Source organism: Pelodictyon luteolum DSM 273 (assembly GCF_000012485.1).
GTDB lineage: Bacteria > Bacteroidota > Chlorobiia > Chlorobiales > Chlorobiaceae > Chlorobium > Chlorobium luteolum.
Map to the genome: position 1 here is coordinate 762,644 of NC_007512.1, position 14,292 is coordinate 776,935.

Sequence of the window (14,292 nt, forward strand, 5' to 3'; positions counted from 1 at the left end):
TGGCTAGGGTGTTGCAACACTTTGGCGGCTGGTGCCGCGGATTTCTTCGGGGCCACGATACTGACGCGAAGCTGGCGCATGTGCAGTCGTTGAAGACGAGGTTCCACTGGTGGACTGTGCATACATGAGATCGCTCATGCGAACGCCCGCAGAGTTTTCTTCCCCGGTATCGAGTTCATTGCGCAGGACCAGGGAAAGCGATCCGATGCTGCGGGCAAGGTCGAGCTTTTCGGATTCGTGCGGTGTGAGCTCAAGGGTAACGGCATTGACCACTTTCGGCTTGTCTGGCTCGGCAGTGGTTTCCTGGGCTATGGCAAGAACTTTGACCCGGTTGAGCACGGTACGTGCAAATGGCTGATGGCTGGCGTCTTTTCCGCTGACCAGAACATCCACGTAACTTCCCGGCAGGGCGAATCCTGCGACCGCAATCACTTCGTTCACTTTGACGGTAATGGCTCTCTTCCCATCAGGGATGATCGATGCCAACCCGCCTGTGGCTCCTTTCGGGGCCAGTTTCCCCGGCAGGACAGGCTCTCCCGGCATCATGGAAACCCGGGCAATCCGGCTTACCACATCTGCGGTGTTGGCATAAGCCCCCTGTGGGGCATCTGTACCCGGCCAGTTGACTGCCTTGATCTGTTCGGCCGTAATGGCTTTGCCGAGTTCTATCGGCAGTGCCACGATGACGACCTTGGGCCCTGTGTGCTGGGCAACGTTCACCCAGCGGGCGGCGGTAAATGCCGCCATCGCACCGAGAATGAGTGCGATGGCAGCGATGATTGGTTTTTTCACTGTTTGGGAGGTAAAAGTGTTGTCCCTAGGTGTGGGCTTACGCTGGTACTACAATTTTTGCTGTGATTGCGATGAAAGCAGCCTGAATAGCTGGTCCAAGACCCGTAAGGCCTCCTATTGCAATAAGAGCAATCAAAGATCCCAGCAATGCATACTCGATCATGGTGACGCCTTTCTGTGATTTGACTGCGAGTAGTTTGCTCTGCAGCATGACAGGTAGATCAAAGCTGAGCGATTTGAGTGCGTTTTTCATTGTTGTCTCCTTTGTAGTTTGTTTTATATGAGCAGTCAGTGTACTGATCAGAATGATGGCAGATCATTACAGTGTTAGGATTGCAACAAGTGTGCCAGTAGTTGAGGTGTTGATGCTAAGTGTTTATCTTTATTTGTGATAAAGTTTGCCGGAATACTTTAGTCAACTGCAGACAATATTTTTCTCCGATGTTGTTCTCTGGTATCTGTGTCAAATAGGTTGTTGCGAATTGAATGGTTTGTGTCATAATGCAGCAGTCTGGACCCTCTCGCTTCCCCTTATCCGGATACGAGGTCATGAGGGTGTTTTTATGGACAATTCTGCGAGAATGATGCTGATGTTTTTCTTCTGCCCGCACTCATGCAAAAGCGCGTTGATCCCCATGTTGTTGATGGGGCCGGCTTGTGTTATTTTGTATAGGACATGTGCCGGCCCCGGGTGTTCGTTTGACGGAGCCTGTTGTAACCCGCATTACGGGGGCGCCCATGAGTTTGGCTCGCCTGCGCATTTCCTCCAGAGTACTGCCCCTATCCTCCATTGACTTCACCGATGCATAAACCCTCTACAGACCCCATCCCCTATACGCTGAAGGTCAGCCGTCGTGCCCGCAGCGCACGGCTCAGGATGATGCCGCATGAGGGGCTTGTGGTGGTGATCCCGATGGGGTTCGACCGGCGGGAGGTTCCCGCCCTTGTCGAGCGCCACCGGGAGTGGATTGAGCGCACATCGCTGAAGCTCGACAGGCAGCGGCCTGAAGCGCAGCCGGAGCTGGAGAACGGCCTTCCATGCATGGTGAAGCTCAGTGCTGTCACGGAAGAGTGGCAGGTGTCGTATGAGGGGAATCGGCGCCGACGGCTTGAGGATCTCTGCACCCTGCCCTTCGGCCTTGCCCTTCCAGCTGATGCTTCGGATCCTGATACCGCCATCGCCGTGCTGCAGATGTGGATCAAAAAGAAAGCGGGGGAGAGCCTCCTGCCCATGCTTGCATCTACTGCTTCAAGCCTGGGGTTCAGCTTTGTGACTTCTGGCGTCAGGATCCAGCACTCCCGCTGGGGGAGCTGTTCATCCAGAGGGCGCATCACCCTCAACACCAAGCTCATCTTTCTCCCTCCGGAACTGGTCCGTTACATCATCGTGCATGAGCTCTGCCACACGGTGCACATGAACCATTCAAAAGCATTCTGGGAGCTCGTGGCCCGCCACGACCCCGATTTCCGGGAACACGACCTGGCGATGCGCCACGCATGGAAATACGTGCCGGCCTGGGTCGGGGTGAAGTGAAGTCTGAGGGGTAAGATCGGAGGGTCTTCAGTAGCGTTTTTTCGTCAGGTCCCCGAGCCCGGCGAAAAAGATGGCTATGAGGGCCGCTATGACACCCCATACTGCCGAAATTACAATGACAGCGGCCGCAGCAGCGGGTCCCGCCAATACGGCCGAAGCACCGATGGATGCGAGCGTCAGCAGTATCGAGGGTATGAGGGTCCGGGGGCGGAAGCTTCTAAGGATGGAGGGGAGCGAGACGCCGAGGATGGCGGCTCCGAGAGCCAGCCACCAGGGGAGCTCAAGCATGAACTGCGGGATCGGTGGCGGCATTGGCGCAGGGTTATGGAGTGCATGCTCCGGTTGACTGTTTTTCCAATGTAGTGAAAATCCGGATTCGGGTGTTGTGGCGGCTGAATCCGTATATTGAAGGATAACGACGGAAACCGGGGTTGTTGCACCCGATAAACGGAGCGGCGGCATGAAGATCGGCATTCCATTGGAAATCAAAACGGCTGAAACGAGGGTTGCCTGCACGCCGGCCGGCGTGCGCCACCTTGTGGCGGGCGGCCACCGGGTGGTGGTGCAGTCCGGTGCAGGTGCAAAGAGCGGCTTTACGGATGACAAGTACCGCAGGGCCGGAGCCATGGTGAGTGCTTCTGCTGACAAGGTGTGGCGGTGCGATCTCCTGGTGAAGGTAAAGGAACCGGTGGAGGAGGAGTACCAGTATTTCCGCAAGGGGCTTGTGCTTTTCACCTATCTGCACCTTGCCGGCAACCCGGAGCTGGCCCGGCGGCTGCTTGAGGCGGAGGTGACCGCCATTGCCTACGAGACGGTGCAGGAGAACGGCCGCCTGCCGCTTCTATCTCCCATGAGTGAAATTGCGGGGAAAATGAGTGTCCTGATGGGCGGCTATTTCCTCAGCAGCCGGTTTGGCGGAGAGGGCAGGCTGCTTGGCGGGGTGCCGGGTGTGCTTCCGGCCAGTGTAGTGGTGCTTGGCGGTGGTTCGGCCGGCATGCATGCCGCCAAAGTCGCAGCCGGTCTCGGCTCTTCGGTGACCCTGCTTGAACTCGAACAGGAGCGGATGCGGTTCCTCGAATCCGCTCTTCCTGCCCAGGTCCATACCCTCTATTCAACCCGCCAGCATATCGAAGAACAGCTGGCTTCCGCCGATCTGGTCATAGGCGCGGTGCTGGTGCCGGGTGCCGCAGCGCCGAAACTGGTCCTGCGTTCAATGCTCCGGAGCATGAAGCGTGGGTCGGTGCTGGTCGACATCGCCATCGATCAGGGAGGATGCTTCGAGTCGTCCCGGCCGACAACCCATGAAGACCCTGTGTTCATAGAAGAGGGGGTGCTCCACTACTGCGTGACCAACATGCCGGCCGCCTACCCGCAGACTTCGACTGAAGCCCTTACGGGCGTGACCCTTCCCTATATCCGGAGAATGGCGGATCTCGGTCTCGAGAGCGCCATGGTGATGATGCCGGGTCTGGTGGCGGGGCTCAACACCTGGCAGGGAAGGGTGGTCCATCCTGCCATCGCCGAATCCCTTTCGCTGCAGGTGCACCTGAACCCTTTCGCCTGACGAGGCCAGGGGTATCGCTCTCTGTTTCTCTCTTCTTTCCCTGAGTGCTCCGCGGAGGTGCTCAGGGTTCCAGCAGCTCGAAGCCCGTCACAGGGTCAACCATGCGCCGGGCTTCGGTGTCGAGGAGTTCCGTGAGCACCACCTCCATCACATGCCATACCTTCACTCCTGCCCGGGCGCACCCTGTAACGGAGTTTTCCTCCCGTCCGCAGGCCATGTGCATGTGCAGGATGGGTTTGCCGCTGCTGTCGGGGAACAGGGTGCCGGTACCGGTGATTTCGTGGGCGTCGTAGAGCTCGAGCGTCATCGGCTTCGGCGGGTTTTCCCTGCTTTCCTCCGGCCCGACGACGAGGCGGCTGCCCTTGTCGGCCGCTCCCACGGCAATGAGCGAGGCTCGCGTGATGCTCTCTCTTTCAGCAAAGGCTTCAAGTTGTTCATGGAGAATTTCGCCATCTTCAAGGCGGATGACGAAGGTTCTTCCGGGTCGGGCTTCTGCATGTTTCATGACGGGGTGTCGGGTGGTTTTTAAGGCTCTTTTCAAGGAATCTAGCAAACCCCACGGTTCTTCAAGCGCTTCGGGGAGGAGATTTTCTGTTGAGCCGCCAGAAGCCGAGGTTCAGGTAGGTGGCCAGAAGCGACCAGAGGAGATAGGGGAGAAGGAGCCATGCGGAAAGAGGGTTCACCGGGAGGAAGAGCAGGATGATGGCGATGAGGGTGATGTCCATAAGCACGATGTCCGCCAAAGCCGGCAGTATCTGTTTCCGCCCGAAGAACAGGCTGGTCCAGCTGAACCCTGCCGTGAAATGGACGATGAGAACGATGGTGGTCAAGGTGAACTGCGGTTTTGCGGGCGTCAGGAAGTAGAGAATGAGGGATGTGAATATCAGGATGTAGAGCACCGCCCATACCGGGCCGAACACCTGTTTGGGAGGAGTAAGGGGCGGCTTGATGAGGCTGTCGTACCAGGTTGACATGGCTCAGAGGTTGTCTTGAAATGCATAGACACTGTAAAATAAAAAACCGGCCGGCCGGGGCAAATGGTTCCCCTGCCGGCCGGTTTATAGAGAGCCGGAGCGCTGCTTCGTTTGATGGTCGCAGCCCTCAGTGGTCGAAAAATTCAACCTGCATGGTTTCGTCATCCTGTCCTGTCAGCTTGTAGGCGCCTTTGCGGGTAATTGAAATCCCTTTGCGGTCGGCGGCGGGTATGATGCTCTGCTCGATGTGCTCGATGGTCTGTTTCGGGCACTCATGGTTGAAGAACAGGTTGAGCGACGGCCCCGTGCTGCCGAACTGGAGCAGGAACTCGTTGTTGTTGATGAAGACGAGGTCATCGTAGGCGTAGGTCACTTCATGTCCGAGCTCCAGAAGGAGCTGCATGACGGGGCCAAGCGGGCGGAATGGTATGTTCATGGTGATATGCTCCTGCAGTTTGGTTGTTGTTTTTGGCTTTATTCCGGGTATTCGGAGTTTTCGTATGAAATAATTTACTTAAAAGCTATTAAAGCATTAATAATTTAATGTAAAATCTATTCGTTCCGGAATAAATAAAAAAAGACCGCTTTTCAGGGCGGTCTTTTTATGGGTGCGTTTCTTATTTCGGGAGAGGCGTCAGTCTTCCTGTTTCTCCCGCTGCACTGAGGGCACGAAGTCGCGTTTCCGGCCCTCTTTGGGAAGCCCGAGAATTTCGCGTGAGCGGTCAAGTGCATCGTCGATGTTGCCGAAGATGTTCTCTTCGCCGATCTGGTCATGGAGCTCATACTGCTGCAGCGCAAACATCGGCTGGGCATGGACGCCCGAAAGGACGAGGGTTGTGCCGCTCTTTCGGCAGTCGGCCAGCATGTCCTTCACCATGTTGAGGCCTGTTGCGTCAATCGAATAGACCTGGCGCATCCTGACGATGCGTACTTTGGGAGCTTTTTCGATGATGTGCATGGCGTCGCGGAACTTCGAGACGGCACCAAAGAAGAACGGGCCGTTGATTTCAAACACCTCGACCCCTTCGGGGACGCTGCGGGTGACGATGGTGTTGGGATCGTCCTCTTCGTCCCGGTCCTTGAGTTCCCGGGTGATGACGCCGACGTTGGTGAGTTCGGCCATGCGGCGCATGAAGAGGATGACGGCAAGAAGCATGCCGATTTCAATGGCGACGGTGAGGTCGAAGAGCACGGTGAGGCTGAAGGTGGTCAGAAGGACGATGACGTCGCTTTTGGGGCTTTTCAGGAGCTGGCGGAAGACATGGTATTCGCTCATGTTCCAGGCAACGACGATGAGGATTGCTGCAAGCGTCGGCATGGGAATGAGTTTTGCCCATTGGCCGAAGAGCAGCATGATGGCCAGCAGCGTCAGGGCATGGACGATGCCGGCAATCGGGGTCCTCCCTCCGTTCTTGATGTTGGTGGCGGTTCTGGCTATGGCGCCTGTGACGGGGATGCCGCCGAAGAGCGGGGTGACGATGTTGGCCACGCCCTGTGCAATCAGCTCCATGTTCGACTTGTGCCGGCTGCCGATCATGCCGTCGGCCACGACTGCCGAGAGCAGCGCTTCAATGGCGCCGAGCAGGGCGATGGTCGTTGCCGGCATGATGAGGTTGCGGATTGTCTCAAAGTCGAAAAAAGGAAGGGAGGGTGCGGGGAGGCTGGAGGGGATCTCTCCGAACCGGCTTTCAATGGTGGCGACGTCGAGCTGCAGCACCTGGACGAGGACGGTGGTGACGAGGAGCGCGATGATGGAGCCCGGGATTTTCCTGGAGACTTTCGGCCAGAAGACGATGATGAGGAGGGCGAGGGCGCCGGTGAGGGTTGTGGCCGGATCAAAGGAGGTGAGATGGGTGGCGTAGGCATGCCATTTCTCGATGAACTCCGCCGGGACGGTTGGCATGTCGAGGCCGAGGAGGTCCTTGATCTGGGTAGAGAAGATGATGACGGCGATGCCGGTGGTGAAGCCGACGATGACCGGGTAGGGGATGAACTTGATGAGGGAGCCGAACTGCGCAACGCCCATCAGGATGAGGATGACACCGGCCATGAGGGTGGCGAGCATGAGGCCGTTGACGCCGTACTGCTGGACGATGCCGTACAGAATGACGATGAACGCCCCGGTTGGTCCGCCTATCTGCACCCGGCTGCCGCCGAGGAACGAGACGATGAACCCGCCGATGACGGCGGTGATAAGGCCTTTTTCGGGAGAGACCCCCGAAGCGATGGCGAATGCGATGGCGAGCGGCAGGGCGACGATGCCGACCAGAATGCCCGAGACGACGTCTTTGGCAATCTGCTCCTTCGTGAGCCCGGGAAGAACGGTAAAGAACTTGGGTTTGAACATGGTTGTGCGCCGGAAAAATGGAAATGAACAGCTCCACCGGCCCACAAAGGCCGACGGGAGGATTTCTATATAACGCTTTTGCGTGTTTTATCAATATCACGGCGCCCTGCAGTGCAATTTCTTTCTGCTTCAGTTCCCCCTGGTGGTTCTGTGTGCCCGTATGCTGCCAAAGGGCTGAAAGTTGTTGGTATTTCACTGCGGAAACAGTACCTATTAGTACGGGCGAACGCTACCATTGAGCGGAGCCCCCTCCCTCTCGATAAAGCACTTCCTCTTATGCACGAATTCGATTTTCTCGGCGAACTGGTCCTGATCGGCGCGATGGCCGTCGCCATCATTCTGGTGTTCCAGCGGCTGAAGATTCCGCCCGTCATCGGTCTCATCTTTACCGGTATTCTCCTTGGCCCTTCGGGCATCGGGGTCGTGTATGACGAAAAACTCATCTCCACCCTCGCCGAGCTCGGCGTGGTGCTCCTGCTCTTCACCATCGGACTTGAGTTCTCACTCGACGACCTCAAACGGCTCCGGCGGATCGTGCTCGTCGGCGGGGTGGTGCAGATTGTCTTTACCGGCCTGGCCATAAGCTTTCTGGCCTACTGGCTGATGCTGGCCATCGGCCGTGAGATCAGCACATCAGCCGCCATTTTCCTCGGCTTCGCCTTTTCAGTCAGCAGCACGGCGATCTGCCTGAAGATCCTCAGCGACCGCGATGAGCTGGAACTTCCGCACGGCCGCATCGCGCTCGGCATCCTGATTTTTCAGGACCTTGCCATCGTGCCGCTCATCATCGGCATCAGTTTCCTCAACCCAGAGGCGGTGCCTTCGCTGGAAACCGTGCTGCGCAAGATCGGCTTCATTGTGCTGTTTGCGTCGGGGATCTTTCTGGGGTTCCGGATCTTCATGCCCAAAATGGTGCGCATCATCGCCTCCCTGCATGCCCGTGAGGTGCTTGTCATCGGTGCGCTCGTCATCTGTTTCGGCGCGGCCTACCTGACCTCTCTTGCCGGTCTTTCGCTCGCACTCGGTTCGTTCGTTGCCGGCATGGTCATTGCCAGTACCGACGAAAGCCACCAGATCAGCGTAACGATCGATCCTTTCCGTGAAGCGTTCACCAGCATCTTTTTCATCTCGGTCGGTCTGCTTCTCGACGTGCAGATGATCAATCTTCCGCTCTTTGCCGCAATGGCTCTAGGGGTGCTTCTCGTCAAGGGGCTTCTGGTGACCATCGTGTCGGTTTTCCTCGGCAATTCGATACGGGTGAGCCTGATGGCCGGCATGGCGCTTGCGCAGATCGGAGAGTTCTCGTTCGTGCTTGCCGATAGCGGACTTGCCAACGGCGTCATCAACCAGGAGGTGTTCCAGGCGATGCTGGCCATCATCGTGGTGACGATGATCGTCACTCCCGCCATGATTGCCCTGGCTCCCCGTATTGCCGACCAGGTCGCCCCTGCCCTCGGCTTCATTCCCCTGGTCTCCCGCGACGCACCGCTCTCTACTGTACGCCCTGCCGACAGCACGATCATCTGTGCCGGTGAAATCCACGCAGCCATCGTCGGATTCGGCGTCAACGGCCAGAACGTGGCCGCGGTGCTGCACGCCACGAACATCTCCTATTCCGTGCTTGAAATCGATCGTGAGCTCGTCAGGACCATGCGCCGCAAAGGTGAACCGATATACTACGGCGACTGCACCGAGCAGAAGTCGCTGCTCCGTGCCGGCATCGACCACGCCCGCGCCGTGGTGCTCGGCATTTCCGACATGACGGCCGTTCGGCGCAGCATCGGCATGATCCGCCAGATCAACCCGAAAGCGTTCATCATCGTCCGCTCGCGCACCCTTCACCGGATCGATGAGCTCTATGCCGCCGGGGCCGATGTGGTGGTGACGGAGAAATTCGAGACATCGATCCAGATCTTCTCGCAGCTGCTCAACCATTTTACGGTCGATCCCGAGCTCATCCTGCAGCAGCAGGAGATCATCCGCCGCGAGTGCGAAAAGATTTTCCGTCATTCACCCGGGATGCTGAAATAAAGCGGTGGCGAAGTATTTCGTCATTCGGTACGCTTCCCCTATATTGTATTGTTGCGGCAGTCGACTTGTTCACCAGACACGACGTCACTATGGCACCCCTTCCCCCATCGGTAACCCCGACTGAAAAATTCATTGCATACTGCGACCGTCTTCGTCGCGATGCGGCTTCCGATGACCGGGACGCAGCCCGGCGGGCGACCTATGAGCTGGAGCTGGCGGAGGGCAGCCGCTTTGTCGAGGTCAACGGCATTGTCCTCCACTACCATGTTTCAGGGCCCGAGGATGCCAAAGAGACCATGGTGCTGATTCACGGATGGGACTGCTGGTGGATGTGGTGGCACCATGTGGTGCATACGCTGAACCAGGCGGGAGTGCGTACCATCGCCTACGACATGCGCGGCCACGGCTGGTCGGCAAACGACCCGACGAACCACTACCACATCAACTCGTTCGCCCATGACCTGGACGGGCTCCAGAAGGCCCTCGGAATCGAGCGGTTCCATCTGGCGGCTTTTTCCTTCGGTGCGCTTGTTGCGCTCGACTACGCGCGCCACCACTCGGACAGGGTTCGTTCCATGACCTTCTTCAACTTCGGCTACCTGCCGAACAGCGAATTCATTGCAAGCTTTGCGCCCGGCACCATCAATTTCGTCTTCAACATCATGCTCCGCAAGCTCACCTGGTGGTTTCCCGCCTATGTGTTCGCGCGTCTGGTGCTTGCCCGCAACACCGTGATGCAGCATGATATCCTGATCGGCTTCCAGAGCCTCGGCCTCTGCGCCCCCGAAGCCATCGAGCAGACCACCGGCCAGATCACCGCACAGGAAACCACCGATGCGGTGCCCGACATGGTAAGGGCTGTCACTGCCCCCATTCTTTTCGTGGCAGGGGAGGGTGACGGGATCATGACTGCCGAAAACACCCGGAAGCTGCAGGAGATGACCGGAAAAGGACGGTATGTGGGGGTTCCGGATTGCGGACATCTCATCACGCTCGAGCTGCCCGATACGGCTTCCGAACTGATTCTGGAGCAGATGCGCTCCGTCGGCTGACCCTCAGCGCTCTCCAGCCGCCCGAACCGCCTGAACGAATGCCTGCATCTTTTCGTGGCTCTTGATGCCGGGCGACTCTTCGACACCGCTCGCCGTGTCGAGTGCGTAGGGGCGGAGCGACTGCACGGCCTCTCTGACGTTGCCGGGGTTCAGCCCCCCGGCCAGAACCCCGTAGCATCCCTCAGGCAGCCCGCTGAAGATCCTCTCCGCCAGAGAGCCTTCCATCTGCTCTCCGGTTCCGCCCTCCATGCCCGGACGGTAGGTGTCGAAGAGAAATGCGCTGACGCCGGTGGCTTCCCGAAAGCGTAGGACTGCGGCGGGAGTGAAGTCCGTTTCCGGCCGGAACACCTTCAGCACCCGTACCCCCTCCAGAACCAGCTTCGTCTCTTCCTCGCTGTACCGGCTTCCGTGCAGCTGCGCCACACTGAGCCCGCAGTAGCGGCAGATCTCGATAATCTCCCGGGGATCCTGTTCAACGAATACGCCGACGCCCTCGATAAACGGAGGCAGTGCGCAAACCATCGTGCGGGCAGCATCCTTTGTGACGCAGCGGGGGCTTTCCGGGCTGAAGTTGAACCCCAGTGCATCGGCGCCGAAGAGTGCGGCAGCCCGGGCGTCCTCCATTCTGGTGATTCCGCAGATCTTGATTCTGGTCATCGGGGGTCGTGGTTTAGCGGTGGCTTTCTACTGCGGGGGAGTGCTGTTCCGCCGCTTTTTTTCGGAAAGATACAGGAAAAGTGCCGAACGCCAATGCCACCCTGACGGGGGCAGTCCCAAGGTTGGGAATTTCGGTGAATATGCGTATACTGGAACCCTTCTTTTGGGGCGTCGCCAAGTGGTAAGGCATCGGCCTTTGGAGCCGACATCCGCAGGTTCGAATCCTGCCGCCCCAGCCCTTCCGGACACCTACCCTAGGACGTGTCTTTCTATCCTCTCTGAGTTTTCCCCTGAAAACAGAAAAGGCGGCCCGAAAGCCGCCTTTTTCCGTGTCCCGCTGGAGGGACTGCTGTCATGCAAATCAGTAGCGGTAGTGCTCGGGCTTGTAAGGGCCTGTTACCGGAACGCCGATGTACTCGGCCTGTTCCTTTGACAGGGTGGTCAGCTTGACGCCGATCTGCTCGAGGTGCAGGCGTGCAACCTCTTCGTCGAGCGCTTTGGGCAGACGGTAGACATCAACCTTGTAGTCGTTCTTCCAGAGCTCGATCTGGGCCAGGGTCTGGTTGGTGAAGGAGTTGCTCATGACGAACGACGGGTGGCCGGTGGCGCATCCGAGGTTCACCAGGCGTCCTTCTGCCAGAAGGTAGATGCAGTGGCCGTCTTCGAAGGTGTACTTGTCTACCTGCGGCTTGATGTTGAGCTTTGTGGCGCCCTTGTACTCGTTGAGCGGTTCTACCTGGATTTCGTTGTCGAAGTGGCCGATGTTGCAGACAATCGCCTCGTCGGGCATCTGCTTCATATGCTCAAGGGTGACGACATCCTTGTTTCCGGTAGTGGTGACGAAGATGTTGCCCTCTTTGACTGCCTTGTCCATGGTTGTGACTTCAAAGCCCTCCATTGCGGCCTGGAGTGCGCAGATGGGATCGATCTCGGTGACGATCACGCGGGCACCGTAGGAGCGCATGGAATGAGCACAGCCCTTTCCGACATCGCCGTAACCGAGGACGACGGCGACCTTGCCGGCGATCATCACATCGGTTGCGCGCTTGATGCCGTCGGCAAGCGATTCACGGCAGCCGTAAAGGTTGTCGAACTTCGACTTGGTGACGGAGTCGTTCACGTTGATGGCGGGGAAAAGCAGTTCGCCCTTTTCCATCATCTGGTACAGACGGTGGACACCGGTCGTGGTCTCTTCCGACACACCCTTCATCTCTTTTGCGACCTTGTGCCAGCGGTTGCTGTCCTCTTCGTAGATGGCCTTCAGCTGTCCGAACAGTGCGCGCTCTTCAGCGTTGCCGCCGGCGTTCTGGAGCATCGAGGGGTTGTTCTCGATCTTGTAGCCGAGGATGATCATGAGGGTAGCGTCGCCGCCATCGTCGACGATCAGGTTCGGGCCCTGGCCGTCGCCGAAGTCGAGGATCTGGCGGGTGCACCACCAGTAGTCTTCAAGGGTCTCGCCCTTCCAGGCGAAGACCGGTACGCCGGTTGCGGCGATGGCTGCGGCAGCATGGTCCTGGGTGGAGAAGATGTTGCAGCTGGCCCACCGGACATCGGCACCGAGGTCAACGAGGGTCTCGATGAGGACTGCGGTCTGGATGGTCATGTGGAGGGAGCCTGCGACACGGGCACCTTTCAGGGGTTTCTGGCCGGCATATTTCTTGCGGATGGCCATCAGGCCGGGCATCTCTTTTTCAGCGATATCAATCTCTTTGCGGCCCCATTCTGCAAGGGAGATGTCGGCTACCTTGTAGGCAAGCGCAGTGGCTTCGATAGTCATTTGGATAGTTCCTCAGTGGTTTATGGATGTTGTCTCTCTCTCTCTCCGCTGCTCCATAACAGGAGGGACCCGTTTATGGCGGGTCCCTCCTGATGGGTGACGGGGTCTCAGGCGAGGCTGAAAGCGGTCTTCAGCTCCGCGACCTTTTCGGTTTTCTCCCAGGGGAAGATGTCGCGGCCGAAATGGCCGTATGCGGCAGTTTCCTGGTAGCACCAGCCCTGAGGATTGTCGAGGCTGAAGCGGCGGATGATGGCCAGCGGACGGAGATCGAAGATCTTCTCGGCCTTTTCCTGGATCTGCTCGTCGGAGAGACCATGCATGGCTGTGCCGTGGGTGTTGATGTAGATCGACACGGGGCGTGCCACGCCGATGGCGTAGGAAACCTGCACGGTGCACTTCTCGGCAAGCCCTGCGGCAACGATGTTCTTGGCCACGTGGCGCGAGGCGTATGCTGCGCTGCGGTCGACCTTCGACGGGTCTTTGCCGCTGAATGCGCCGCCGCCGTGGGGAGCTGCTCCGCCGTAGGTGTCGACGATGATCTTGCGGCCGGTCAGGCCGGTGTCGCCGTGTGGTCCGCCGATTTCAAAGCGGCCGGTCGGGTTGATGTGGAACTTGGTGTTGAGGTCAAGCAGGTTGGCGGGAATCACCTTTTTGATCACGTTCTCGATGATGTCCTTTTTGATGACTTCCTGGAACTCTGCTTCCGACATGCCGGCAGGTTCGGGATCGTGCTGGGTGGAGACAACGACGGCATCCACGCGTGCAACTTTCTCGTCGACATACTCCAGCGTTACCTGGCTTTTGGCATCGGGGCGGAGGTAGGTCATGATTTTGCCGGCCTTGCGGATGTCGGCAAGAACCTTCACCAGCTGCTGAGCGAACTGGATGGCGGCAGGCATCAGCTCAGGGGTCTCGGTGCAGGCGTAGCCGAACATCATGCCCTGGTCGCCGGCGCCGACGCGGTCGAACTCGTCAGCGATCGCTTCCTTGCGGTCAACGCCGCGGTTGATATCGGCCGACTGGCTGTGGAGCGCGGAGAGCACGCCGCAGGAGTTGGCCTCGAACATGTATTCACCTTTGGTGTAGCCGATTTCGGTGATGACTTTGCGGGCGATCTTCTGGACATCGACGATGCCCGTGGTGGTGACCTCACCGCCGACGATGACCTGGCCGGTGGTTACGAAGGTTTCGCAGGCTACGCGGGAGTTGGGGTCCTGGCGGATGAAGTCATCGAGGACTGCATCTGAAATCTGGTCCGCTACTTTGTCCGGATGTCCTTCCGATACGGACTCCGAGGTAAAGAAATACCTTGACTGTGACATGTTTGCAATGAGATTATGGTTAAACGAACAACAGGAACAACAGAAAAATCGGTACGGGAGGTTTTTCGGACGGGCGGACAGAGATGGGCCGACTGGACACGGAAAACCTTTCCGGCAGGTCACTTGGAAACTGAATTCCAGAGGGAGTGAGCCTGCGGCACCGTGTCCATAGGTAATGGGGATGCCTTTAGATAAAACAGTTTTAAATGTAAGCATTCAGGGCGATGTATGCAAAATTCTCT

14 protein-coding genes and 1 tRNA gene are annotated in these 14,292 nt (G+C 58.2%); 5 read left to right on the plus strand and 10 right to left on the minus strand.

Annotated features, from left to right (window positions below; translation table 11 throughout):
• Positions 1 to 3 precede the first annotated feature (3 nt).
• Both cpaB and PLUT_RS03445 read right to left on the minus strand, forming a co-directional pair.
• Entirely contained in the window at positions 4 to 792 is a 789-nt protein-coding gene (gene cpaB, locus PLUT_RS03440) for a Flp pilus assembly protein CpaB (RefSeq protein WP_011357413.1), read from the minus strand.
• A gap of 37 nt (positions 793 to 829) precedes the next feature.
• Positions 830 to 1,045 (minus strand): Flp family type IVb pilin, encoded by a 216-nt coding sequence (locus tag PLUT_RS03445; RefSeq protein WP_041463771.1) that lies wholly within the window; start codon positions 1,043 to 1,045, stop codon positions 830 to 832.
• 549 nt (positions 1,046 to 1,594) lie between these two features.
• Here PLUT_RS03445 and PLUT_RS03450 point away from each other — a divergent pair.
• Positions 1,595 to 2,326, plus strand: coding sequence for a M48 family metallopeptidase (locus PLUT_RS03450; RefSeq protein WP_011357414.1), 732 nt, complete (start codon positions 1,595 to 1,597; stop codon positions 2,324 to 2,326).
• A gap of 27 nt (positions 2,327 to 2,353) precedes the next feature.
• Here PLUT_RS03450 and PLUT_RS03455 read toward each other — a convergent pair whose 3' ends face one another.
• Positions 2,354 to 2,638 carry a hypothetical protein gene (locus tag PLUT_RS03455; RefSeq protein WP_011357415.1) on the minus strand — a complete coding sequence of 95 codons (285 nt, stop codon included), beginning with the start codon at positions 2,636 to 2,638 and terminating at the stop codon, positions 2,354 to 2,356.
• A gap of 148 nt (positions 2,639 to 2,786) precedes the next feature.
• Between PLUT_RS03455 and ald the strand changes: the two genes are divergently transcribed.
• Positions 2,787 to 3,890, plus strand: coding sequence for an alanine dehydrogenase (ald, locus tag PLUT_RS03460; RefSeq protein WP_011357416.1), 1,104 nt, complete (start codon positions 2,787 to 2,789; stop codon positions 3,888 to 3,890).
• Between the two features lie 61 nt (positions 3,891 to 3,951).
• On the opposite strand, the gene PLUT_RS03465 is transcribed toward ald, so the two are convergent.
• From PLUT_RS03465 to PLUT_RS03480, 4 genes are all read right to left on the minus strand, one after another.
• Positions 3,952 to 4,395, minus strand: coding sequence for a PPC domain-containing DNA-binding protein (locus PLUT_RS03465; protein WP_011357417.1), 444 nt, complete (start codon positions 4,393 to 4,395; stop codon positions 3,952 to 3,954).
• Between the two features lie 61 nt (positions 4,396 to 4,456).
• Positions 4,457 to 4,864: a TspO/MBR family protein gene (locus tag PLUT_RS03470; RefSeq protein WP_011357418.1), complete on the minus strand. Its 408-nt coding sequence runs from the start codon at positions 4,862 to 4,864 to the stop codon at positions 4,457 to 4,459.
• Positions 4,865 to 4,991: 127 nt separating this feature from the next.
• Positions 4,992 to 5,300, minus strand: coding sequence for a hypothetical protein (locus PLUT_RS03475; protein ID WP_011357419.1), 309 nt, complete (start codon positions 5,298 to 5,300; stop codon positions 4,992 to 4,994).
• A 198-nt stretch (positions 5,301 to 5,498) separates the two neighbouring features.
• Complete coding sequence (locus PLUT_RS03480; RefSeq protein ID WP_011357420.1) at positions 5,499 to 7,211, minus strand: SulP family inorganic anion transporter; 1,713 nt, start codon at positions 7,209 to 7,211, stop codon at positions 5,499 to 5,501.
• A 276-nt stretch (positions 7,212 to 7,487) separates the two neighbouring features.
• On the opposite strand from PLUT_RS03480, the gene PLUT_RS03485 reads away from it, so the two are divergent.
• Both PLUT_RS03485 and PLUT_RS03490 read left to right on the plus strand, forming a co-directional pair.
• Positions 7,488 to 9,242, plus strand: coding sequence for a cation:proton antiporter (locus PLUT_RS03485; protein ID WP_011357421.1), 1,755 nt, complete (start codon positions 7,488 to 7,490; stop codon positions 9,240 to 9,242).
• A gap of 89 nt (positions 9,243 to 9,331) precedes the next feature.
• Positions 9,332 to 10,294: an alpha/beta fold hydrolase gene (locus tag PLUT_RS03490; protein WP_011357422.1), complete on the plus strand. Its 963-nt coding sequence runs from the start codon at positions 9,332 to 9,334 to the stop codon at positions 10,292 to 10,294.
• A gap of 3 nt (positions 10,295 to 10,297) precedes the next feature.
• Here the strand turns inward: PLUT_RS03490 and PLUT_RS03495 are convergent, their stop codons facing one another.
• A complete protein-coding gene (locus tag PLUT_RS03495) occupies positions 10,298 to 10,951 on the minus strand; it encodes a phosphoribosylanthranilate isomerase (protein WP_011357423.1) in 654 nt (217 codons plus the stop codon).
• A 164-nt stretch (positions 10,952 to 11,115) separates the two neighbouring features.
• On the opposite strand from PLUT_RS03495, the gene PLUT_RS03500 reads away from it, so the two are divergent.
• A tRNA-Gln gene (locus PLUT_RS03500) sits at positions 11,116 to 11,187 on the plus strand.
• A gap of 125 nt (positions 11,188 to 11,312) precedes the next feature.
• Here the strand turns inward: PLUT_RS03500 and ahcY are convergent.
• Both ahcY and metK read right to left on the minus strand, forming a co-directional pair.
• Entirely contained in the window at positions 11,313 to 12,728 is a 1,416-nt protein-coding gene (ahcY, locus tag PLUT_RS03505) for an adenosylhomocysteinase (RefSeq protein WP_011357424.1), read from the minus strand.
• 107 nt (positions 12,729 to 12,835) lie between these two features.
• On the minus strand, positions 12,836 to 14,050 hold the full coding sequence (metK, locus tag PLUT_RS03510) for a methionine adenosyltransferase (protein ID WP_011357425.1): 1,215 nt from the start codon (positions 14,048 to 14,050) through the stop codon (positions 12,836 to 12,838).
• Positions 14,051 to 14,292 lie beyond the last annotated feature (242 nt).

What these genes read in the sequence shown, in the direction of transcription:
- metK (WP_011357425.1), bottom strand. Translation starts at nt 14,050, where the DNA reads ATGTCACAGTCAAGGTATTTCTTTACCTCGGAGTCCGTATCGGAAGGA.
- PLUT_RS03480 (WP_011357420.1), bottom strand. Translation starts at nt 7,211, where the DNA reads ATGTTCAAACCCAAGTTCTTTACCGTTCTTCCCGGGCTCACGAAGGAG.
- PLUT_RS03490 (WP_011357422.1), top strand. Translation starts at nt 9,332, where the DNA reads ATGGCACCCCTTCCCCCATCGGTAACCCCGACTGAAAAATTCATTGCA.
- PLUT_RS03465 (WP_011357417.1), bottom strand. Translation starts at nt 4,395, where the DNA reads ATGAAACATGCAGAAGCCCGACCCGGAAGAACCTTCGTCATCCGCCTT.
- PLUT_RS03475 (WP_011357419.1), bottom strand. Translation starts at nt 5,300, where the DNA reads ATGAACATACCATTCCGCCCGCTTGGCCCCGTCATGCAGCTCCTTCTG.
- ahcY (WP_011357424.1), bottom strand. Translation starts at nt 12,728, where the DNA reads ATGACTATCGAAGCCACTGCGCTTGCCTACAAGGTAGCCGACATCTCC.
- PLUT_RS03485 (WP_011357421.1), top strand. Translation starts at nt 7,488, where the DNA reads ATGCACGAATTCGATTTTCTCGGCGAACTGGTCCTGATCGGCGCGATG.
- PLUT_RS03470 (WP_011357418.1), bottom strand. Translation starts at nt 4,864, where the DNA reads ATGTCAACCTGGTACGACAGCCTCATCAAGCCGCCCCTTACTCCTCCC.
- PLUT_RS03455 (WP_011357415.1), bottom strand. Translation starts at nt 2,638, where the DNA reads ATGCCGCCACCGATCCCGCAGTTCATGCTTGAGCTCCCCTGGTGGCTG.
- PLUT_RS03495 (WP_011357423.1), bottom strand. Translation starts at nt 10,951, where the DNA reads ATGACCAGAATCAAGATCTGCGGAATCACCAGAATGGAGGACGCCCGG.
- ald (WP_011357416.1), top strand. Translation starts at nt 2,787, where the DNA reads ATGAAGATCGGCATTCCATTGGAAATCAAAACGGCTGAAACGAGGGTT.
- PLUT_RS03445 (WP_041463771.1), bottom strand. Translation starts at nt 1,045, where the DNA reads ATGAAAAACGCACTCAAATCGCTCAGCTTTGATCTACCTGTCATGCTG.
- PLUT_RS03450 (WP_011357414.1), top strand. Translation starts at nt 1,595, where the DNA reads ATGCATAAACCCTCTACAGACCCCATCCCCTATACGCTGAAGGTCAGC.